The organism is Sphingomonas sp. JC676 (genome assembly GCF_014489075.1).
Lineage (GTDB): Bacteria > Pseudomonadota > Alphaproteobacteria > Sphingomonadales > Sphingomonadaceae > Sphingomonas.
In genome coordinates, this window is sequence record NZ_JACTGR010000004.1 from 153,163 (window position 1) to 173,176 (window position 20,014).

Below are 20,014 nucleotides of genomic sequence, written 5' to 3' on the forward strand. Positions count from 1 at the left end.
TGTTCTTCCAGCGCTTCCGGTCAAGCGCCTAGCATGCAAAGGAAATCCCGCAACGGCCGCGTAACGATCAATGGCGGCGACGGTTCCGCGACGGTGCGTCAATCCTTGAGCGGATCGTGCCCCCAATTCATTAACGAGTAACGCCAGCGGGAGCCCGGGATGCGGTGTTCCTCGTGCGGGCCCTGCGCCAAATGGCGACGGACGAAGCCGACGACCTTGCGCATATGGGCATAGTCGCCGCCGTCGAGATCGGCCCGCTTCGTACGCAGGATCCCGACGATGCGGCGGCCCGAGGCATGGCCGACGCTCTCGCCCCCATCGCGCTTGACGCCGACCTTGCGGCTTTCCGAGGTTTCGAGCCACGCTTCGATTTCGGCCGGCGCCATGTTCACCGCGTCGTGGAAGCGGGCGTAGATCTCGTCAGGGTCGTCGCGGGCGGGCATCAGCAGCTCTCCAGATCGACGTTCGCCTGCTGCCGACAATCACCGCGACCAGAGAAGGTTGCACGGCGCGCGGTCAGCCGTTCGGGCCGAGCGCTGCGGCGTAGGTATCGCCGACCGCGGGCAGGATCGCACGGGCGAGCAGGCAGGTGCCGAGCACCAGCAGCATCGCCGCGAGCGCCGCCTGGGCGCGCCGCCGGGGGAGGGGCGTGCCGACGAGCAGCAGCCCGGCGAGCCCCGCCGCGAGCATCGCCCAGAGATGGTAGCGGATGTCCGACGCGATGCTGACGAGCAGGAAGCCGAGCTCGGTTGCCACCGCGGAGAGCGCGAGCGTGTTGGCGAGCTGGTGACGCGGCCCGGCGCTCGGCCGGGCGAGGGTGAGTATGGCGAGCGCACCGGAGAACCAGAGCATCGGCGATCCGAACGGTCCTTGCGTCAGCCAGCCGGCCAGCTTCTGGAAGGGCTCGATCCGCCGCGACGGGGAGCCGAGGCCGAACGTGTTGGGCTCCGATGTCCATTGCGGCTCGGCGAAGGGCATATGCCAGGGCACCCAGAAGCGCATCGTACTGTTCCAATGCGCCAGCCGATGCGCGGCATAGGCGAAGGGATGATGCAGCACCGCGCCGCCCCAGGCCGCAAACAGCATGCGGCCGGGGGCGGTCTCGTCGAGCCCGTCGGAGACGAAGCCGCAATGATCGGAATCGGCGAGCGGATCCCATAGCAGCGGCGTGATGCAGCGGCGCTTCTCTGCCTCACGCCAGACCTGCGCGGGGAGCACGGGCACGGCCTCGGGACCGGCATGGCGGGCGATGCCGGCGAGATCGTAGATCGGCAGCGCGCGTTCGATTCCGCTGGGCGTGGCGCCGAGCAGGCTGTGGTTGATCGCCGGGCCGAGCGCTACGACCAGCGCGAACCCCACCAAGATCGCGGCGACGCGGGGCACCGGGCGATGCCAGCGCGCGCCGCCAAATAGCCCGATCGCGAGCGGGACGGTCGCGAACATCGCGTTGAAGCGCAGCAAGGTGGCATAGACGAGGAGCAGCGCGACCAGCGCCGCGGCCCAATAGGGCAGGCGTCGCCCATCGAGCCGCCACCACGAAGCGAGCCCGGTCGCCGCGAGCAGCGCGCCGGCCATCTGCCCGTCCTTGAGGACCGCGACTTCCCAGCCGGCGAAGGGTGGCCATAGCCCGAGCGCCAGCGCGGCGATTGCGGCAAGGCACGCACCGCGACGCGCGAGCGCCGCCGCGAGCAGCCCGAGCCCGACCCAATAGAGGAGGATCTGGAGCGCGAACATCGGCGCCTGGCCTGCCCAAGCGTGATGGATGAGCGCCCAGAGCCGCGCCATGACCGGCGGGTGCCAGTCGTCATAGGCGCCGCTCAGCACCTGGCCATATTGCGCGACGCTATCGTACATCGCGACGCCGGGCCAGAAGAATGCCAGCGTCGCCGCGCAGAGCAATACCGCCGCTGCGCCGGCGCGCCAAACCAGCCGCGCGGGCTCGGCTGGCGCAGCCTCAGCGATGGATCACCCGATCTTGCGGCCGAAGCTCGGACGTTGCGGGGCGCCGTCTTGCTGCGGGGAAAACGAAGCAGGGGAGGATGACGGGCCCTGCGCCTCTGCCTGCTTGCGCGCCAGATAGCGGGCGAGCGCGGCATCGGCGTCGAAGGATGATTCCTCGTTCGGCGCGGCTGTGTCCGGGTGGCGCGCGTCGGACTCGGGCCCGCGCGGGGTGACGACCAGCCGGATCAGCTTGAAGACGAGCGGGATGCAGAAGAGTAGCCCGACAACGCCCAGACCGATCACCGTGGGACCAAGGCCTTCCACCACCGGACCATCGTTCCCGCCGCGCTGATCGAGGAAATAAAAGAGCAGCCATCCGCAGTAAACCACGGGCAGGAACGCCAGGATCAACTTGAATGCACGCATGCCGACTCTCCCGCCAACATGGTGCATCATGGCGGGAGATAGGCACCAAAGGGTAAAAGCCCTGGCTAGATGTGAATCACGCGGCCGTACGCGGCGAGCACGCTTTCGTGCATCGTCTCGCTGATCGTCGGATGCGGGAAGACCGTTTCGATCAGTTCGGCCTCGGTGGTCTCCAGCGTCTTGCCGATCGTATAGCCCTGGATCAGCTCGGTGACCTCGGCGCCGATCATGTGCGCGCCGAGCAGCTCGCCGGTCTTGGCGTCGAACACCGTCTTCACGAAGCCCTCGGGCTCGCCGAGTGCGATCGCCTTGCCGTTGCCGATGAAGGGGAAGTTGCCGACGCGAACCTCGTAGCCGGCCTCTTTGGCCTTGGCCTCGGTCAGGCCGACCGACGCGATCTGGGGGTGGCAATAGGTGCAGCCCGGGATGTTGCGCACGTCCATCGCATGCGGATGGAGGCCGGCGATCGCCTCGACGGCGATGATGCCCTCATGGCTGGCCTTGTGCGCGAGCCAGGGCGGCGCGGTGACGTCGCCGATCGCGTAGATGCCGTCGACATTGGTCTTGCACGCCGCATCGGTGACGATGTGGCCGCGCTCGGTCTTCACGCCCAGCGCCTCTAGGCCGATATTCTCGGTGTTGGGGACGATGCCGATCGCGACGATGACATGGCTGAACTCGCTGGTCGTGACCGTGCCGTCCTTCGCCTTGATCGCCGCCTTCACACCGGTGCCCGACACGTCGAGCTTGTCGACGCCGGCGCTGGTCTGGATCGTCATGCCCTGCTTCTTGAGTGCTTTCTCGAGATGCGCGGAGATGTCCTTGTCCTCGACCGGCACGACCCGGTCGAGCATTTCGACCACGGTCACGTCGGCGCCCATGTCGTTGTAGAAGCTGGCGAACTCGATGCCGATCGCGCCCGAACCGATGACGAGCAGCTTGGTGGGCACCTCAGGCGGAGTCATCGCATGGCGATAGGTCCAGACCCGCTTGCCGTCGGTCTGGGCGAAGGGCAGGTCGCGGGCGCGGGCGCCGGTCGCGACGATGAGGTTCTTGTAGCCGAGCTCCTCGGCCTTGCCGTCGGAGCCGGTGACAGTGAGCTTGTTCTTTCCGCTCAGCACACCGGTGCCCATGTGGACGGTCACCTTGTTCTTCTTCATCAGGTGCGTGACGCCCTGATTGAGCTGCTTGGCGACGCCGCGCGAGCGCTTGACCACGGCTTCGATGTCCGCGGTGATCTTCTCCGCGGCCAGGCCGTAATCCTTGGCATGCTGCATGTAGTGGAAGATCTCAGCCGAGCGGAGCAGCGCCTTGGTGGGGATGCAGCCCCAGTTGAGGCAGATGCCACCCAGCAGCTCGCGCTCGACGATCGCGGTCTTGAGGCCAAGCTGCGCGGCGCGGATCGCGGCGACGTAGCCGCCGGGGCCCGAGCCGAGAACGATGAGGTCGTAGGTATCAGCCAAGGGAGGAATCCTTCTGGTCTGTGTCTTGGTATAGATAGTGCGTCACGCGACGATCCCCACCGGCCGTGGCCTTCGCGCCTCGTCGATGGCGACGAAGGTGAAGCGGGCCTGGGTGACCTTCTGGCGTTCGTCGCCGTGGCGGCCGCGGCGCCAGGCTTCGACTTCGATCTGCATCGAGGTGCGGCCGACCTCGACCAGCTTGGCATAGACCGAGACCTCGTCGCCGATGAACACCGGCGCGTGGAACTTCATGCCATCCATCGCGATGGTGACGGCGCGGCCCTTGGCGTGGCGGGCGGCGACCAGCCCGGCGGCCAGATCCATCTGGCCCATCAGCCAACCGCCGAAAATGTCGCCATAGGCATTGGAATCGGCCGGCATCGCGCTGACGCGGATCGCCGGCTTGGCGTCGGGCGGCTCCTCAGCCATCGTCGCGCGGGCCGGGCGTGGGGGTCATGTGGCGGCGGTCGATCGCATAGGCCTTGCGGAGCGGGCCGATCCCCATCGCCACCACCGCGACCATGCAGGCATAGGCGACCAGCCAGATGTCGTTGGTCGCGCGCGGATAGGACCAGGCGGCAGCCCAGGCGATCGCTGCCGCCGCGATCAGCCCGACCGCGATATGGATGGTCTCGATGAGGACGCGCATGCCGCGGCCCTCAGGCGATCATGCCCATGGGCGATTCGACCAGCTCCTTGAACAGCTTCATCAGCGCGGCGCCGTCGGCACCGTCGATCGCGCGGTGGTCGAAGCTGCCGGTGGCGCTCATCACCGTCGCGACGCCGAGCGCATCGTCGATGATGTACGGGCGCTTCTCGCCCGCGCCGATCGCCATGATCATGCCTTGGGGCGGATTGATCACCGCCTCGAACTGCTTGATCCCGTACATGCCCATGTTGGACAGGCTGGCGGTGCCGCCCTGGTATTCCTGTGGCTGGAGCTTGCCCTCGCGGGCGCGGCCGGCGAGGTCCTTCATCTCATTCGAGATGGCGGAGACGCTCTTGGCCGCGGCATCGCGGATGATCGGGGTGATCAGTCCGGTGGGGGTCGAGACCGCCACCGAAACGTCGGCGCGGCTATATTTGATCAGCTTGTCGCCGGTGTAGGTGACATTGCACTTGGGGCTCTGGATGAGCGCCACGCCGAGCGCCTTGATCAGCAGATCGTTGACCGAGAGCTTGATGCCGCGCGGCTCGAGTGCCTTGTTGAGCTCGCCGCGCAGCTTGAGCAGCGCGTCGAGGCGGATATCGACCGTGAGATAGATGTGCGGGATCGTCTGCTTCGACTCGGTGAGGCGGCGCGCGATGGTCTTGCGGATGTTGGAGAGCTTCTCTTCCTCGTGCGGAATCGTGTCGTCGAACCAGACGGGCTTGTGCTCGGCGGCAGGCGCAGCGGCGGCCGGAGCAGTTGCCGGGGCGGCGGCAGGCGCTGCCGCGCTCGGCTGGGCTGCGGGAGCGGCGCCGGGCTTGGCGCCGTCGATGTCCGCCTTGACGATGCGGCCGTTCGGGCCCGAGCCTGCGACGCCGGACAGGTCAACACCCTTTTCGGCAGCGATGCGGCGGGCGAGAGGGCTGGCCTTCACGCGCTCGCTATCGGCGGCCTTAGCGGGGGCAGGCGCCGGAGTCGGGGCCGGCGTGGGAGCCGGAGCAGCGGCGGGTGCGGGAGTCGGCGCAGGGGCAGCTTCTGCCTTGGCGGCGGGCGCCGGAGCCGGTGCCGCGGCATCCTCGCCGTCGCCGGCCATCGTCGCGATGACGGTGCCGACCTTCACGCCGTCGGTGCCCTCGGCGACCAGGATCTTGCCGATCACGCCCTCGTCGACCGCTTCGAATTCCATCGTCGCCTTGTCGGTCTCGATCTCGGCGAGCAGATCGCCGGACTTCACGGTGTCGCCTTCCTTGACCAGCCACTTGGCGAGGGTGCCCTCTTCCATGGTGGGAGAAAGCGCCGGCATCTTGATTTCGATCGACATGGAGGTTCCCGTCGTTGGAGCCCTTGGGGGGAGGATTGGCCCCTCCTTTGCGCCCGACCGCGCCCCGGTCAAGACCAGCTTGCATGACAGGCAATCGCACGGCACCTAACGCATGACCCGAGGAAAACATCCATGCGCACCTATCTGGTGGTGATCGACGAGACTCCCGAGGCCGAGATTGCACTCCGCTTCGCTGCGCGGCGGGCCGCGAAGACCGGCGGCAATGTCGAGATACTGGCGATGATTCCGCCCCAGGAATTCGTCCAGTGGGGCGGCGTGATGGCGACGATCGAGGAGGAAGCGCGGCAGCGCGCCGAGGCGCTGGTGGCGCGCGCGGCGGGCACCTTGCTCACCGAATCGGGTCTGACCCCGTCGATCACGGTGCGCCAGGGTGAGGGACCGCGCATCGTCCGCGAGATGATCGCCGCCAATCGCGAGATCGCGGCGCTGGTGCTGGGTGCCGCTGCCAGCGGCGCGCCGGGGGTGCTCGTCACGCACTTCACCGGGGCGGACGCGGGATCGATGAGCGTGCCGGTGATGATCATCCCCGGCGCGCTCGACGCCGAAGCGATCGACCGGCTGAGCTGATGCTACGCGCACTGCCGTTCCTCCTCCTCGCCGTCCCCGCGGCCGCGCAGGAGAAGCCCGATCCGGAGAAATTGAAGGCCAGCGTCGAGAAGCTGGTGAGCTTCGGCACGCGGCATACGCTCTCGTCGGCGGACGATCCCAAGCGGGGGATCGGCGCGGCGCGGCGCTGGGTCGGCGCCGAGCTGGCCAAGATGGGCGACCAATGCGGCTGCATCGAAGTCGCCAATATCGGGCGCGGCTTCACGGGGCCGCGCGCGCCGAACGGTGTCGAGATCGTCGATGTGCTAGGCTTCCAGGCGGGCACCGATCCCAAGCGCGTGGTGATCGTGATGGGGCATATCGACAGCCGCGTCACCGACGTGATGGACGCGACGTCGGACGCGCCAGGTGCCAATGACGATGCATCGGGTGTCGCGCTGGTGCTCGAGGCGGCACGGATCCTCTCGAAGGAGAAGTTCGCCGCGACGATCGTCTACGCCGCGCTTTCGGGCGAGGAGCAGGGGCTGTTCGGCGGGCAATTGCTTGCCGAGACTGCTAAGGCGCGCGGCTGGACGGTGAGCGCGGTGCTCAACAACGACATTGTCGGTAATACAGTGGGAACCGACGGCACGCGTGTCGCCGATCGGGTGCGAGTCTTCTCCGAGAGCCTGAGCGAAGCCGATTCGATCGAGGCGCAGATGGCGAAGCGCAACGACGGAAGCGAGGATGACGGGCCGTCGCGCGCGCTTGCCAAGGTGATCGACGGCGTCGCGGCGAAATTGCCCGGCGGGCTCGACGTGTTCCTGGTGCGCCGGCCCGACCGTTTCGGGCGCGGCGGCGATCATTCGCCCTTCCTGAAGCTCGGCTATCCCGCGGTGCGTTTTACAGTGGGGATCGAGAATTACGACGCGCAGCACCAGACTCTGCGTCAGGGCTATGGCGACACGCCCGATAAGATGGACTTTCCCTATCTGGCCAAGGTGACCGCGATCAACGTCGCGACGATCCGCCGGCTCGCCAGCGCGCCCGCGGCGCCGGCCCAGGTGACGATCGGCGGGGCGCTTTCGACCGACACCTCGGTCAAATGGGCTGCTGTGCCCGGAGCGGCGGGCTACCGCATCCGCTGGCGCCGCGCCGACGCGCAGGACTGGACCGGCCAGCGCGACGTGACGGGTACCGAAGCAGTGCTGAAAGGCGTGGTGGTCGACGACAATTTCATCGGCGTCTCGGCGCTGGCGGCGGACGGATCGGAAAGCCTGGTCACCTTTGGCGGGCGCGGGGGTTAGGACCCCACGCCTCACCCCGGACTTGTTCCGGGGCCCACCGTGCGAAGAAGCGCTGACTATGAAATGATGCGATAAGGTGGGCGCCGCGCAGCGCCGCAAACACCTGTGTCTGACGCAGACGTGGACCCCGGAACAAGTCCGGGGTGACGACCTGGATTAGTTCAGCGGCAGACGCAGACGCAGCACTTGGGCTTCGGACGCCATTTGCGGACCGCCGCGCGGCGGACGACGCGCCTGGCTTTGCTGACATAAGTGGTCGTGTAGGTCTCGGTCGTCGTGGTGGTCGTTGTCGCGACCGCAGGGATTACCACCACGGTCGTGGTCGCGCCGCCGCCATAGGCATAGCCGCCGCTGGAATAGGTGGTGACGCCGTAGCCGCCCTGCATGCCATAACCATAGCCCGGGGCCCGGACGGTCTGCACTTGCACCGCCGGCGGCCCCTGAACCACCGGCGGCGCGTACCCCCCCTCGGGATAGCTGGGATACGGTGCCGGGATCGGCTCCGCGTCATAACCAGGCTCGGGCGCGAGATAGGCGCCGGGCTCACGATAATAGGCGTTGGGATCGACGCTTTCGATCGGGCGGCGCGGCGGCGGCGGATAGTCCGCGCCGGCCGAGCCGCTGGAGCTGCTCTCCGCATAGGCATAGCTGTCGCCGTACGACGCCTCGGCGCTGGTCCCCCAGCCGATGCCGCCCGTCGAATCCCACACACGGCCGCCATCGTCGACGAGCACGGCGTCGTCATAATAGCGGACCCAGTAATAGCCGCGCGGCGGGGCCGAGAGGCCGAAGTTCAGATAGTCGTTCACGCGGAAGCGCGAATCGCGCCAATAGCCCGGGAGCGTCCAGCCGCGGACGGGGCGGCGATAGGAGGACCAGCCGCCCGGCGCGCGATTGCCGGCATCCCAGCGGCCATTGACCACCGGACCCCAGCGATTGGCGCGCGGCTGCATCTGCGGGCGGTTCTGGCTGTGCGGCATCACCACCCAGCGGCCATTCTGCCATACGCGCTGGGCTGCGGCGGGCGTTGCGAGCGAAAGTCCCGCCAGCACGGTCGCCGCTGCTATCCAAAGCTTGCGCATTTTCGAATCACTCCCTGCCGCACGCATGCGCGTACTCTTAACGGGAAAGTAACTCTCTCCGCCGGGCGATGAAATCGAAGAGGATGCTTAATGGCCGTCCCAATGCGGGGCAGCTATCCTCAGGCCAGGCGCGGGGCGAGGATCCGCATCAGCGCCTCGCAGCCCGCCGCGTCTCCCGAATCGAAACGGCCGGGAAGCGGACTGTCGAGGTCGAGCACGCCGAGCAATTCGCCCTGGTGGACGATCGGCACGACCAGCTCGGAACGGCTCGCGGCATCGCAGGCGATGTGCCCGGGAAAGGCATGGACGTCCTCGACCAGCTGCGTTTCGCGCGTCGCCGCGGCGGCGCCGCACACGCCCTTGCCGAACGGGATGCGGATGCATGCCGCCTTGCCCTGGAACGGGCCGAGCACGAGCTCGTCGTCGAGGTTGCGGTAGAAGCCGGCCCAGTTGAGATCGGGCAGATACTGGCCGATCAGCGCCGACACATTCGCCATGTTGGCGATCGGATCGGGCTCGTCGGCGGTGAGGGAATCGAGCGCGGCGGCAAGGTCGCGATAGAGCTCGGTCTTGGAATCGGCGGCGATGGCGAAGTCGTACATGGAAGCCATGTAGGCGCTGGCGGGGAGGATGGGGAGGGGGCTATGCCGCCGCGTAACGCGCCCGCATCTCGGCCTCTTCCTTCGCATAGCGCTCGGCCTCGTCTGCGATGCCGAGCTTCTCGTAGAACATCGCCAGATTCCCCGCCGCGAGATAGCTGCCGCATCCCTCGACCGATCCGTCGAGGTCCGGCCGCTCGCCGATCTGGAGGCAGCGCTTCCAGGCGCCTTCGACGACAGGCAGGAGCTCGTCCATGGCGATCGCCGGATTGCGGCCGGCCCATTCGAGATAGAGATCGGCAACAGCGAAGAAGAAGTCCGGCGAACCCGGCCAGTTGCGGTGCTCGGCATCGGCGAGCGACAGCGCCTCGGGGAATCGCTCGGCCTGCTTGAGCGCCTGCATCGCGGAGAGGACGATCCCGTGCCGGAAGGGCGCGCCGGGCTCGCTGGCGCGATGGGCGATCATCAAGGAGTCGGCGGCTGCGCTTGCATGTCCGCGCACGAGCTGTTCGCGACCGAGCTGGTACCAGAGATAGGAATCGCCGGGATTCGCCTCGAGCTCCGAACGCAGCAGTGCCTCGTTGCGGCCGGCCTTGCGATGCAGTTGCGCTTCCTCATAGCCATCATGGTGGAGCTGCAGCGGAAGCACGACCAGCGGCAGCGACGAGACGGGCTGCTCGTGGATCTTGCCCTCGTAGCGCACGCCGCGTGGTAGAATGCGCGGGATGAACTTTCGCGCCACCGCGTCGCTGGCGGTGCCTTGGTTGGTGATCTTCACGCAGCCGACGAACCGCGGCGGCGTCACGTCCGCGGGCGGAAGCGTCCGGCTGCCGAGCGCCGCCGGATCGCCCACAAGCCAGTCGTCGGCGTCGAGAACGAGATTCCAATCGGCGTCCGAGTGACCGAGCGCGACGTTTCGCGCGGCGGCGAAATCGTCGGTCCAGGTATAATGGTGGACGATCGCGCCGCATCGCTCTGCGATCTGGACGGTGTCGTCGGTCGAGCCCGTATCGAGGACGATCATCTTGTCGACATGCGGCCGCACGCTTTCGAGGCAGCGCGCGAGGCACCGCGCCTCGTCCCGCACGATCATGACAAGCGCCAGCCGGGTCATTCCTACACCATCCACCTTATACGTTGCCGGCCGTTCCGGGGCGGGAAGCCGCACCACGGCGATCGAAGCTCCCTCAGGAGCATTATAGGACGCGAGGCGCCGTCCTGGGCGTCGAGGTGAGCGGATCGATTTGCACGGACGGTTGTGCGGCCGATGCCAAGAAAGGCTTGCACCCGCCCCGAAAAGAAGCTGCGTTGCGCGCGCCCCGCAGCCTGTTCCGGAGATCTGCCGATGCCCCGCTCCCCCTTGTTTGTCGTGCTCCTGCTCACCGCCGCCTGTTCGCCGCAGGATTCGAAGTCCGGCCAGTCTCAGGCCGCCACGGCGGTGCCGATCCCGGTGCCGACGGGCACGCCCGCGCCGGTCCCCGATGGCCTTCCCTTCAACGTCACGCGCATCGCCGATTTCGACTCGCCCTTCGGCCTGGCCTTCCTGCCCGATGGATCGGCGCTGATCACCGAGAAGGCCGGACATCTCCAGCTCTGGCAGACCGACCAGAAAGTGGCCGAAGTCACCGGCGTGCCCAAGGTGGCGACGCCCAGCCAGGGCGGCCTGCTCGACGTGGCGATCGCGCCCGATTTCGCGACGAGCGGCACGATCTACTTCACCTATTCCGAGCCGCGCCCGACCGGCAGCGCGCTCGCCATGGCACGTGCCACCCTGACGCGCGGCCGGGCGATGGCACCACGGCTCGACAATGTCGAAGTGCTGTTCCGATCGGGATCGGACGGCGATGGCGGCCAGTTCGGCGCGACCATCGCCTTCGCCCCCGACGGCAAGTCGCTGTTCCTCTCCTCGGGCGAGCGCCAGCGCTTCACACCGGCGCAGGATCCCGACCAGGCGGTCGGCAAGATCCTCCACCTGACGCTCGACGGCAAGCCGTTCCCCGGCAATCCCAGTGCCGGCAAGACGGGCGCCGCCACCGTCAAGGTCACCGATCCGCCCGAGGACACGATCGCCGCCAGGACCGCGCCGACGCGCGACTTCACTTTCGAAGGCCCCAACCTGACGCCGGCCGAGACGTGGAGCACTGGGCATCGCAATCCCTATGGCCTGGTGTTCGACCCCGCCGGCAATCTTTGGGAGCATGAGATGGGGCCGCAGGGAGGCGACGAGCTCAACCTGATCCTGCCGGGCAAGAATTACGGCTGGCCCAACGTCTCGTTCGGCGAGAATTACAACGACAAGCCGATTCCCAAGCCGAAGCAGGGCGACGGCTATGAGATGCCCAAGCTCTATTGGGTACCCTCGATCTCCCCGGCGGGCCTGATCTATTACAGCGGCGACCAGTTCCCGCAGTGGAAGGGTTCGTTGTTGATGGGCGCGATGTCCGGCCAGGCGCTGATCCGGATCGCGCTGAACGGCACCGCCGCCACCAAGGCGGACCAATGGGACATGGGAATGCGCATCCGTGACGTGGCGCAGGGCCCGGACGGATCGGTGTGGCTGCTGGAGGATGGCGCGAAGGGCGATGGCGGCTGGCTGATGCGGCTGAGCCCGAAGAAGTAAGGCGGGAGCGGGCGGGGACTAGTCCAACTTCACCCGCCCGCGACCGGCCTTTACCGTCGATCGCTTGACCTTGCCATCGACCCGGCGCGCCTTGGCCGCCTTGGAGGGTTTGGTCGGCTTGCGCTTGCGAGGGACGAATGTCGCTTCCTTGATCATCTCGATCAGGCGTTCGCGGACTTCCTGCCGGTTGAGCAACTGGGATCGCGCGCCCTCGGATCGGAGAACGAGCACGCCGTCCTTCGTCATCCGCGACCCGGCGAGATCCATGAGGCGATGTTTCACCAGATCGGGCAAATTCGGCGATTGCCATACATTGAAGCGGAGCAGCACCGCCGAATCGGTGGTGTTCACGCCCTGGCCGCCTGGCCCGCCCGCTCGCGTGAAGGATTCCTCGATCTCGTCGGAATCGATGCTGATGCTGCGGGTGACGGGGATGGCGACCATGGTGCCCGCGAGATCTAGCTTTCGCTTGCCGTGCGGCCGAAACCGGCATTGTGGAAGCGCACCGGAAGCGGCGCCTCGGCATGGACCGGGTCCTTGCCCTCGCGCGGGACGGTGAGCTCCGCGGCATGGAGCATCACGGCAGGGCCACCCTTGCCATAGACGGGGTCGCCGACGATCGGCAGGCCGAGGCCTTCGGCGGCGTGGACGCGGATCTGGTGGGTGCGGCCGGTCTCGGGGAAGAAGGCGATCAGCGCCTTGTCGCGGGCGACCTCGATCAGTTCCCAGCGGGTGCGCGCCGACTTGCCCTTGGGATCCCCGACCATTCGCCAGCCGGTCTCGGCGGTCGATATCTTGCTCAGCGGCAGGTCGATCGTGCCGCTCGTCTCCGTGGGGATGCCATCGAGGATCGCGACATAACGCTTGGCGACGATCCCCGCCTCGAATGCCTGGCCGAATTTCTTGAGCGACTTGGGATTGCGCGCGAGCAGCAGGCAGCCGCTGGTATCGCGGTCGAGCCGGTGGACCGGCCAGGGCAGGCGCTGGAAGCCGAAGGTCAGTTCGCCGAGCATGTCCTCCAGGCTCTGCGAGCGGTCGCGCGGGCGATCGACCGGCAGGCCCGCGGGCTTGTCGATCACCAGAGCTTCGCCGTCGATGAAGAGAACCCGGTCCTTGAACATGGACCCGCATATACAGGGACGCGCCGCCGCCGCCAGTGGATGCGAAAACGGCGGCCATGGCTTGTGCCATGAGCCGCCGCCTCGGGACCGCGACAGGGGAGGGGATCGCGCGGTCTCGGCTCTGCGGTTCAGGGGAAAAACCGCGGAGCTCGTTTCGCAAGCTTAGCCCGCGATCTTGTTCGCCACCTCGGCGATCCGACGGCCCTGGTAGCGGGCGCCGTCGAGATCGATTTCGCTCGGCATGCGGCTGCCGTCGCCGTCGGCGACCGTCGTCGCGCCATAAGGCGAGCCGCCCCGGACTTCGTCGACGCCCATCTGGCCGGCATGGCCGTAATCGAGGCCGACGATGGTCAGGCCAAAGTGCATCAGATTGGTGATGATCGAGAAGAGCGTCTGCTCCTGACCGCCATGCTGGGTGGCGGTAGACGTGAACGCGCCGCCAACCTTGCCGTGCAGCTTGCCCTGGAACCACAGGCCGCCGGCCCGATCCCAGAAGCTCGCCATCTGGCTCGACATGCGGCCGAAACGGGTCGGCGCGCCGACGATGATGCCGTCATAATTGGCGAGATCGTTGACGTCCTCGAGCACCGGATGGCTGTGATCGGCGACGAAGCCGGCAGCGGCGACGACTTCGGCCGGCGCGGTCTCGGGAACGCGGCGGACATCAACTTCGGCGCCGGCGCTGCGGGCGCCTTCGGCAACGGCGTCGGCCATCTTCGCGAGGTGACCATAAGACGAGTAATAGAGAACGAGAATCTTCGACATTTCACTATCCTTCAAAGTCCCCCTCCTGGCTGGGGAGGGGTTTGGGGAGGGGGAGTTGGGTTATTCGGAGTCGACGAGGACGATTTCGGCGTCTTCAAGCGCCTTGATCGTGACCGTCTGGCCGCCCGTCAGGGCCGCACCGTCGCGGGCATCGAAGCGCTGGCCGTCGATCTCGACCGTACCGGCGGCGAGGACGAGATAGGCGTGACGCCCATTGCCCACGCTGTGCTCGACGCTCTCTCCGGCCTTGATCGTCGCGCCGAGCACCCGGGCATCGGCCCGGATCGGCAGCGCGTCGTCATCCTCGGCAAAGCCCGAAGCCAACGTCACGAACTTGCCCGAGCGATCGCCCTTGGGGAAAGGCTTGGCGCCCCAGCTCGGCTGGCCGCCGGTCTCGCGCGGCATGATCCAGATCTGGAAGATCCGGGTCATCTCCGGCTCGAGGTTATATTCGGCGTGGCGGATGCCCTTGCCGGCGCTCATCACCTGGACGTCGCCCGCTTCGGTGCGACCCTTGTTGCCCATCGAATCCTGGTGCGTGATCGCACCCTGGCGAACATAGGTGATGATCTCCATGTTCTCGTGCGGATGCGGCGGGAAGCCCGAATTGGAGGCGATCTCGTCGTCGTTCCACACCCGGATCGCGCCCCAGCCCATCCGGGCCGGCTCGTAATAATTGGCGAAGCTGAAATGGTGGCGTGCATTGAGCCAGCCGTGATCGGCATGGCCCAGGCTTTCAAAACTGCGTTTCTCGATCATCGCTGATCTCCCTTGGTTGCCGCCAAGATAGGAGTTCGGATTGGCGCGTAAATGGAAACCTTGGAAACGGATTGTTTCCTATGCTAGCGATGCGGCGAACAGGAGCAGGGCATGAAACTACCCGATTTCGAAGCCTGGGCGGTGTTTGCCAGCGTGGTGGAGCATCGCTCGTTCAGTGGCGCGGCAGCGGCGCTGGGCGTATCCAAGGCGACGGTATCCAAGGCGATCACGCGGCTGGAGGCGCGGCTGGGCACGACGCTGTTCCATCGCACCTCACGCCGGCTGACGCTGACCGAGAGCGGACGCGCGCTGTCCAAGAATGCCCAGCGTATCCTGGCCGAGGGCGAGGGTGCCGAGGAGGCGGCTCGGGAATCCGCGAGCGCGCCGGCGGGGCTGGTCCGCGTTGCAGCGCCGCTCACTTTCGGGGCCACCAAGGTGGCGCCGGTGATTGCCGAGTTCCTGGCCGCGCATCCGGGGATCAAGATCGATCTGCGGCTGTCGGACGCGCGGGTCGATATCGTCGCCGAGGGGTTCGACATCGCGCTGCGCATCGCCGACCTGCCGGACTCCTCGCTGCGCGCGAGACGGCTGGGCGCGGTGCCGACGCACGTGATCGGTTCGCCCGCCTATTTCGAGAAACATGGCCGGCCGCGCCATCCCGCCGATCTCGCGACGCACGCCTGCTTCGGCTACACCAATACCGCTAATCCCGACGTCTGGCGCTTTCGCCGCGCCGGCGGTGAGGAAGCGGTGGTGCGGATCGACGGGCCGCTGATGACCGACAATGGCGATGCGATGCTGCCGGCGCTCCGTGCAGGGCTGGGCATTTCACGGCTGCCCGAATTCCTGGTCGGTGCGGATATGGAAGCCGGGTTGCTGGTGCCGGTGCTGGAGGACTGGTCTGCCTCGCCGGTAGCGCTGCACCTGCTCACGCCGCCTGGCACGCTGCGTCCCGCGCGCGTGGAAGCTTTGATTGACTTTTTGACGGTACGATTCCGCAGCATCTGCCCAACCTAGGTAGATTCCCTACGACTCGTGGATTCAGGCCGGTTAGGGGGAAATTAACCTTTTGCCTTCAGACAAGCTTAGGTTAATGAATCGTCCAGCGTGTTCGGGCAACGGGGCTCCGAGCGTGTTGTAGACAGGGGAACCGGCGATGCGCGTGCTGTTGATCGAAGACGAGCCTAGCACTGCCAAGGCGATTGAGCTGATGCTCACGACCGAGGGCTTCAACGTCTATACTACCGATCTGGGCGAAGAGGGCTTGGACCTCGCCAAGCTCTATGACTACGACATCATCCTGCTCGACCTGAACCTGCCCGACATGCACGGGTACGACGTTCTGAAGAAGGTCCGGGTCGCCCGCGTGCAAACGCCGGTGCTGATCCTGTCGGGCATCAACGAAATGGATTCGAAGGTGCGTTCGTTCGGCTTCGGTGCCGACGATTACGTCACCAAGCCGTTCCACCGCGAAGAGCTGGTCGCGCGCATCCACGCCGTGGTCCGCCGTTCGAAGGGCCATTCGCAGTCGGTCATCCGCACCGGCAAGCTGGCAGTCAATCTCGACGCGAAGACGGTCGAAGTCGATGGCGCCCGTGTCCATCTGACCGGCAAGGAATATGCGATGCTGGAGCTGCTTTCGCTCCGCAAGGGCACGACGCTCACCAAGGAAATGTTCCTCAACCACCTGTATGGCGGCATGGACGAACCCGAGCTCAAGATCATCGACGTCTTCATCTGCAAGCTGCGCAAGAAGCTCAGCATGGCGACCGAAGGCGAGAATTATATCGAGACGGTCTGGGGTCGCGGCTATGTGCTGCGCGAGGCCGACGAAGTCGTCACGGCGGACACGCAGGTCGCCTGATCAGGGGAAACAGCGGGGGCTGAATAGGCCGCGGTTCGCAAGGACCGCGGCCTTTTCCTTTCAGGCTGCCAGGGCCTCACGCGCCCAGGTCGCCGGGGGGGCGCCATATTCGCGCTTGAACGCCCGATTGAACGCGGCTTCCGAACTGAACCCCACCGAATAGGCGACGCTGCAGGCGTTCTGCCGCTGGTCGCGCAGCATGTCGGCGGCGATCTTCATCCGCCAGCGCGCACAATATTGCATCGGCGATTCGCCGATAACGGCACGGAACCGGTCGGTCAGCACCGACTTCGATACCGCGGCCTGGCGTGCCAGACTGTCGAGCGTCCAGTTCTCGGCATAGCGCTGGTGGATGAGCGCCAGCGACTTACCCACTACCGCATCGCGCAGGCCCGCCAGCCAGCCACGATGATCGTCGGGCAGCGCGGCGACGTAGCGCCGCACGGCTTCGGCGAACAGGCCTTCGGCAAGCTTGCCGACCATCTCGGGCGAGTTGGTGGCGACGCTCTGCGCGGCGAAGTCGAGCGTCTTGGCGACCCAATCGCTGCCTGCCGCATCCGCGCTGATCACCATCATCGGCGGCAGGCTCTGCAGCAGCATGTTGTCGGGCGTGGTCGTGCCCAGATAGCCGCAATAGAGCGACACGCGCGTGCCGTTGCCGCCGCCGCGCAGCCGCATGATGCCGTCGTCGCCGATATGCACCAGCATCTCGTGCGCGTCGATCGGCGCCGGCCGGGGCCAGGGGCCGTGCAGATAATGCGGCACATTCTGGGGGAGCAGCACGATCTCGCCCTCGTGCACGTCCATGGTCATGCCGTCGCCCAGGTCGCAGGTCATGCGACCCTCGCGGACATAGTGATAGGCGATCAGCTGGCGCGGCACGGGGAAGAAGCGCGCGCAATCCTCGGGCCCGAAATGGGAGAAGACCGACCAGGGCGCCCGGAAGTCGGACGCAACGAAGACGCCGCCCGACAAGCGCAGCGCAGTCAACATTTCCTGCAACACATCCATGATCGCTCTCCTTCCGGTCGCTCGATCAAGTCTTTCACTCGCTCGATCATATCGTGCGAGGCGGCACTATCCTACTTCACAGTTGTCGCATCGCCATAACGACGACGAAGAATCGACCAAAGATAATTCGTCTGGCGATCAACCAGTACACTGAAGGCCTGTGTTGCGAACGTGGGGCCGCATGCCTTTGTTATTTGAGGATGAAGCCATGTCTGAACCTAAAGCCTATCGAGCTCAGCAGCTCATATCGATTGCCGGTGCCTGCTTGGGTACCACGTTGGCCCTGACCATTACTCTACTTCCTATCGCGTGACAGGAGAGGCATCCAACCATGTATCATGATTTCACTTATCCTGGCGTGCTAGCGGTCTCCGCCCGCGCCGCCTGGCAACTCGACGACGTCATGCCTGTCGACGCCGAGCTGGACTTCACCAGGCCCTTCATGCCCGAAGCGCTCGCCCGCAGCGGCGCGGTGACCGGACTGAGCGTCGACGAACGCCGGCTGCTCAACCAGATTCGCGGGCACGAATATCTCTGCATCTTCGGGCTGGTCGAGGAGATGATCCTGCCGTTCCTGCTCGATCATGCGCGGCCCTCGTTGCGCGACGATGATCACCGCGTTCGCGCGCTGCTCCAGTTCGCGTCGGAAGAAGCCAAGCACATCCATCTGTTCAAACGCTTCCACCAAGCGTTCGTGCGCGGCTTCCCGGTGGAATGCGCGGTGATCGGCCCGGGTGAGGCGATCGCCAACGAGATATTGCGCCACGATCCGCTGAGCGTGGCGCTGGTGGTCCTGCAGATCGAGTGGATGACTCAGGATCATTATCTCGAGAGCGTCCGCGACGACCGTGGCCTCGATCCGCTGTTCAAGAGCCTGCTCCGGCACCACTGGATGGAGGAGGCGCAGCACGCCAAGCTCGACACGCTGATCGTCGAGGCGCTGGCCGAGGGCCGGAGCCCGGCGGAGATCGATGCTGCGCTCGACGGCTATCTCGAGATCGGGAGCTTCCTCGACAACGGGCTCGCCAGCCAGACCGAGCTTAACCTGGCGGCGTTCGAGCGCGTCACAGGGCGTACGCTGGGCCCCGACGAGCGCGATGCGTTCCTGGCCGCACAGCACCAGGCCGCGCGCTGGACCTATCTCGGCAGCGGCATGGTCCACCCCAGGTTCCGCGCCACGCTCGGCGCGATCTCGCCCGCGGCGCGCGACCGCATCGACGCCGTCGCCCCCGCCTTTTTCTGATCAACACCCAATCAATAATGGGAGAATGAACATGCAAGACGTGATGACCCGCAATGTCGTGAACGGCATCGATCTCGATGCGCTTGGCCAGGTCGTCGGCGAGATCGGCGCCGATCCGAGCAAGGCGCTGGTGCGCTTCGCGGTCTCGACCCGCTGGACGGGCCAGACCGGCAGCCGCAGCAAGGTGTCCGAGATCGTGCTCGGCGGCGAGAAGATCGCCCGCGACTTCGAGATCGTCGCCGACGAGCCCGAGGAACTGCTCGGTCTCAACAAGGCACCCAATCCGCAGGAACTGCTGATGGCGGCGGTCAATGCCTGCATGACCGTGGGTTATGTCGCCGGTGCGGCACTGCACGGGATCACGCTGGACACGCTCGAGATCGAGACCACCGGCCAGCTCGACCTGCGCGGATTCCTGGGACTCGATGACGGTGTACCGCCCGGGTACGAGCAGATCGACTATGTTGTGCGGATCGCCGGCAATGGGACGCCCGACCAGTTCGAGGAGATCCACCGCACTGTGATGGCGACTTCGCCCAACTACTTCAACATGGCGCGCCCGATCCGCATGAACGGCGAGCTCGCCCTGGTTTGATCGAGAAGGCGGCCGCGGTTCGAAAGGGCCGTGGCCGCCTATTTGCGCCGCGCTTCGGCGTGGCGCTCGGCGCGCTCGAGCAGCGCTTGCAAATCCTCGACACTGACGTCGAACGCCTCGCCGGTTTCGGCCAATGCGGCATCGATATCCTCGGCAAGCAGCCGCGGGCGGCCGGTCAGTTGCGCGGCGCGGTGTGGATAGCTGTGGCCCGAGAAGCGGTGGAAGACCAGTCCTACCAGGACGAGCAGCGCGGCGTTTAGCCCGACCGGCACTAACGCGAAGGCATAGCCATGGGCGAGGATCGCAGGCCCGCCCAGCACCGGTAACAGCACCGTGCCGCCGCCGGGCGCATGCAGGCAGCGCAGCGCCGACATCGCCAGTATCGCGAGCCCGACCGCCATTCCGGCCGCAAAGGCACCATGCCCCAGCACATGCGCCACCGCGACTCCCACCAGCATCGACACGATATTGCCGCCGATGATCGGCCAGGGCTGCGCGAGCGGGCTGGTCGGCACCGCGAACAGCAGCACGGCCGAAGCGCCGATCGGTGCGGCCAGCAGCGCGGCTGTGCCGGGCGAGCCCGCGACCATCGTGCTGATTAATGCGGCCAGGCCGATGCCGAGCAGGGCGCCGATCGAGGCAATACTGCGCTCGCGCCAGTTTGCGCCCGCCAGCAGAGCGAGCCGGAACGGGTTGCGCATC

General features: G+C 66.6%; 23 protein-coding genes. 7 read left to right on the forward strand and 16 right to left on the reverse strand.

The window, feature by feature from the left end:
* Positions 1-98 precede the first annotated feature (98 nt).
* The 7 genes from IAG41_RS14125 to IAG41_RS14155 all read right to left on the reverse strand — a co-directional run bounded on the left by IAG41_RS14125 (position 99) and on the right by IAG41_RS14155 (position 5,800).
* Positions 99-443: a DUF3140 domain-containing protein gene (locus IAG41_RS14125; protein ID WP_187729303.1), complete on the reverse strand. Its 345-nt coding sequence runs from the start codon at positions 441-443 to the stop codon at positions 99-101.
* 73 nt (positions 444-516) lie between these two features.
* Positions 517-1,899, reverse strand: a complete 1,383-nt coding sequence (locus tag IAG41_RS14130; RefSeq protein WP_262408668.1) for a hypothetical protein — start codon at positions 1,897-1,899, stop codon at positions 517-519.
* A 66-nt stretch (positions 1,900-1,965) separates the two neighbouring features.
* Positions 1,966-2,367, reverse strand: a complete 402-nt coding sequence (locus IAG41_RS14135) for a hypothetical protein (RefSeq protein ID WP_187729304.1) — start codon at positions 2,365-2,367, stop codon at positions 1,966-1,968.
* A 65-nt stretch (positions 2,368-2,432) separates the two neighbouring features.
* On the reverse strand, positions 2,433-3,830 hold the full coding sequence (gene lpdA, locus IAG41_RS14140) for a dihydrolipoyl dehydrogenase (RefSeq protein WP_187729305.1): 1,398 nt from the start codon (positions 3,828-3,830) through the stop codon (positions 2,433-2,435).
* Between the two features lie 42 nt (positions 3,831-3,872).
* Complete coding sequence (locus IAG41_RS14145; RefSeq protein ID WP_187729306.1) at positions 3,873-4,259, reverse strand: acyl-CoA thioesterase; 387 nt, start codon at positions 4,257-4,259, stop codon at positions 3,873-3,875.
* Complete coding sequence (locus IAG41_RS14150) at positions 4,252-4,479, reverse strand: hypothetical protein (RefSeq protein WP_187729307.1); 228 nt, start codon at positions 4,477-4,479, stop codon at positions 4,252-4,254. Before IAG41_RS14150 ends, IAG41_RS14145 begins: the two co-directional genes overlap by 8 nt.
* Before the next feature lie 10 nt (positions 4,480-4,489).
* Positions 4,490-5,800 carry a pyruvate dehydrogenase complex dihydrolipoamide acetyltransferase gene (locus IAG41_RS14155; RefSeq protein WP_187729308.1) on the reverse strand — a complete coding sequence of 437 codons (1,311 nt, stop codon included), beginning with the start codon at positions 5,798-5,800 and terminating at the stop codon, positions 4,490-4,492.
* Between the two features lie 132 nt (positions 5,801-5,932).
* On the opposite strand from IAG41_RS14155, the gene IAG41_RS14160 reads away from it, so the two are divergent.
* Together IAG41_RS14160 and IAG41_RS14165 are read left to right on the forward strand one after the other, a co-directional pair.
* Entirely contained in the window at positions 5,933-6,388 is a 456-nt protein-coding gene (locus IAG41_RS14160; RefSeq protein ID WP_187729309.1) for a universal stress protein, read from the forward strand.
* Entirely contained in the window at positions 6,388-7,653 is a 1,266-nt protein-coding gene (locus IAG41_RS14165; RefSeq protein WP_187729310.1) for a M20/M25/M40 family metallo-hydrolase, read from the forward strand. The genes IAG41_RS14160 and IAG41_RS14165 overlap by 1 nt, the downstream gene beginning before the upstream one ends.
* Positions 7,654-7,814: 161 nt before the next feature.
* On the opposite strand, the gene IAG41_RS14170 is transcribed toward IAG41_RS14165, so the two are convergent.
* The 3 genes from IAG41_RS14170 to IAG41_RS14180 form a co-directional block, all read right to left on the reverse strand.
* The gene (locus tag IAG41_RS14170) at positions 7,815-8,735 is read right to left on the reverse strand and encodes an RcnB family protein (protein WP_187729311.1); all 921 of its coding nucleotides are present in this window, start codon (positions 8,733-8,735) and stop codon (positions 7,815-7,817) included.
* Between the two features lie 119 nt (positions 8,736-8,854).
* Entirely contained in the window at positions 8,855-9,337 is a 483-nt protein-coding gene (locus IAG41_RS14175) for a GAF domain-containing protein (protein WP_187729312.1), read from the reverse strand.
* Positions 9,338-9,377: 40 nt separating this feature from the next.
* The gene (locus IAG41_RS14180; RefSeq protein WP_187729313.1) at positions 9,378-10,448 is read right to left on the reverse strand and encodes a glycosyltransferase family 2 protein; all 1,071 of its coding nucleotides are present in this window, start codon (positions 10,446-10,448) and stop codon (positions 9,378-9,380) included.
* A 231-nt stretch (positions 10,449-10,679) separates the two neighbouring features.
* On the opposite strand from IAG41_RS14180, the gene IAG41_RS14185 reads away from it, so the two are divergent.
* Positions 10,680-11,954 carry a PQQ-dependent sugar dehydrogenase gene (locus tag IAG41_RS14185; RefSeq protein WP_187729314.1) on the forward strand — a complete coding sequence of 425 codons (1,275 nt, stop codon included), beginning with the start codon at positions 10,680-10,682 and terminating at the stop codon, positions 11,952-11,954.
* 18 nt (positions 11,955-11,972) lie between these two features.
* Here IAG41_RS14185 and arfB read toward each other — a convergent pair whose 3' ends face one another.
* The 4 genes from arfB to IAG41_RS14205 form a co-directional block, all read right to left on the reverse strand.
* Entirely contained in the window at positions 11,973-12,398 is a 426-nt protein-coding gene (arfB, locus tag IAG41_RS14190; RefSeq protein WP_187729315.1) for an alternative ribosome rescue aminoacyl-tRNA hydrolase ArfB, read from the reverse strand.
* A gap of 14 nt (positions 12,399-12,412) precedes the next feature.
* Entirely contained in the window at positions 12,413-13,075 is a 663-nt protein-coding gene (locus IAG41_RS14195) for an RluA family pseudouridine synthase (protein ID WP_187729316.1), read from the reverse strand.
* A gap of 162 nt (positions 13,076-13,237) precedes the next feature.
* A complete protein-coding gene (gene wrbA / locus IAG41_RS14200) occupies positions 13,238-13,840 on the reverse strand; it encodes an NAD(P)H:quinone oxidoreductase (RefSeq protein WP_187729317.1) in 603 nt (200 codons plus the stop codon).
* A gap of 60 nt (positions 13,841-13,900) precedes the next feature.
* Positions 13,901-14,599 (reverse strand): pirin family protein, encoded by a 699-nt coding sequence (locus tag IAG41_RS14205; RefSeq protein WP_187729318.1) that lies wholly within the window; start codon positions 14,597-14,599, stop codon positions 13,901-13,903.
* Positions 14,600-14,710: 111 nt separating this feature from the next.
* Between IAG41_RS14205 and IAG41_RS14210 the strand changes: the two genes are divergently transcribed.
* Together IAG41_RS14210 and ctrA are read left to right on the forward strand one after the other, a co-directional pair.
* Positions 14,711-15,616, forward strand: coding sequence for a LysR family transcriptional regulator (locus IAG41_RS14210; protein WP_187729319.1), 906 nt, complete (start codon positions 14,711-14,713; stop codon positions 15,614-15,616).
* Between the two features lie 139 nt (positions 15,617-15,755).
* On the forward strand, positions 15,756-16,463 hold the full coding sequence (gene ctrA / locus IAG41_RS14215; protein ID WP_187729320.1) for a response regulator transcription factor CtrA: 708 nt from the start codon (positions 15,756-15,758) through the stop codon (positions 16,461-16,463).
* Between the two features lie 60 nt (positions 16,464-16,523).
* On the opposite strand, the gene IAG41_RS14220 is transcribed toward ctrA, so the two are convergent.
* Complete coding sequence (locus IAG41_RS14220) at positions 16,524-17,474, reverse strand: AraC family transcriptional regulator (RefSeq protein ID WP_187729321.1); 951 nt, start codon at positions 17,472-17,474, stop codon at positions 16,524-16,526.
* A gap of 331 nt (positions 17,475-17,805) precedes the next feature.
* On the opposite strand from IAG41_RS14220, the gene IAG41_RS14225 reads away from it, so the two are divergent.
* Both IAG41_RS14225 and IAG41_RS14230 read left to right on the forward strand, forming a co-directional pair.
* The gene (locus IAG41_RS14225; RefSeq protein WP_187729322.1) at positions 17,806-18,717 is read left to right on the forward strand and encodes a diiron oxygenase; all 912 of its coding nucleotides are present in this window, start codon (positions 17,806-17,808) and stop codon (positions 18,715-18,717) included.
* Positions 18,718-18,748: 31 nt separating this feature from the next.
* Complete coding sequence (locus IAG41_RS14230) at positions 18,749-19,312, forward strand: OsmC family protein (protein ID WP_262408669.1); 564 nt, start codon at positions 18,749-18,751, stop codon at positions 19,310-19,312.
* 38 nt (positions 19,313-19,350) lie between these two features.
* On the opposite strand, the gene IAG41_RS14235 is transcribed toward IAG41_RS14230, so the two are convergent.
* Positions 19,351-20,013 (reverse strand): HPP family protein, encoded by a 663-nt coding sequence (locus IAG41_RS14235; RefSeq protein ID WP_187729323.1) that lies wholly within the window; start codon positions 20,011-20,013, stop codon positions 19,351-19,353.
* Position 20,014: the final 1 nt, after the last annotated feature.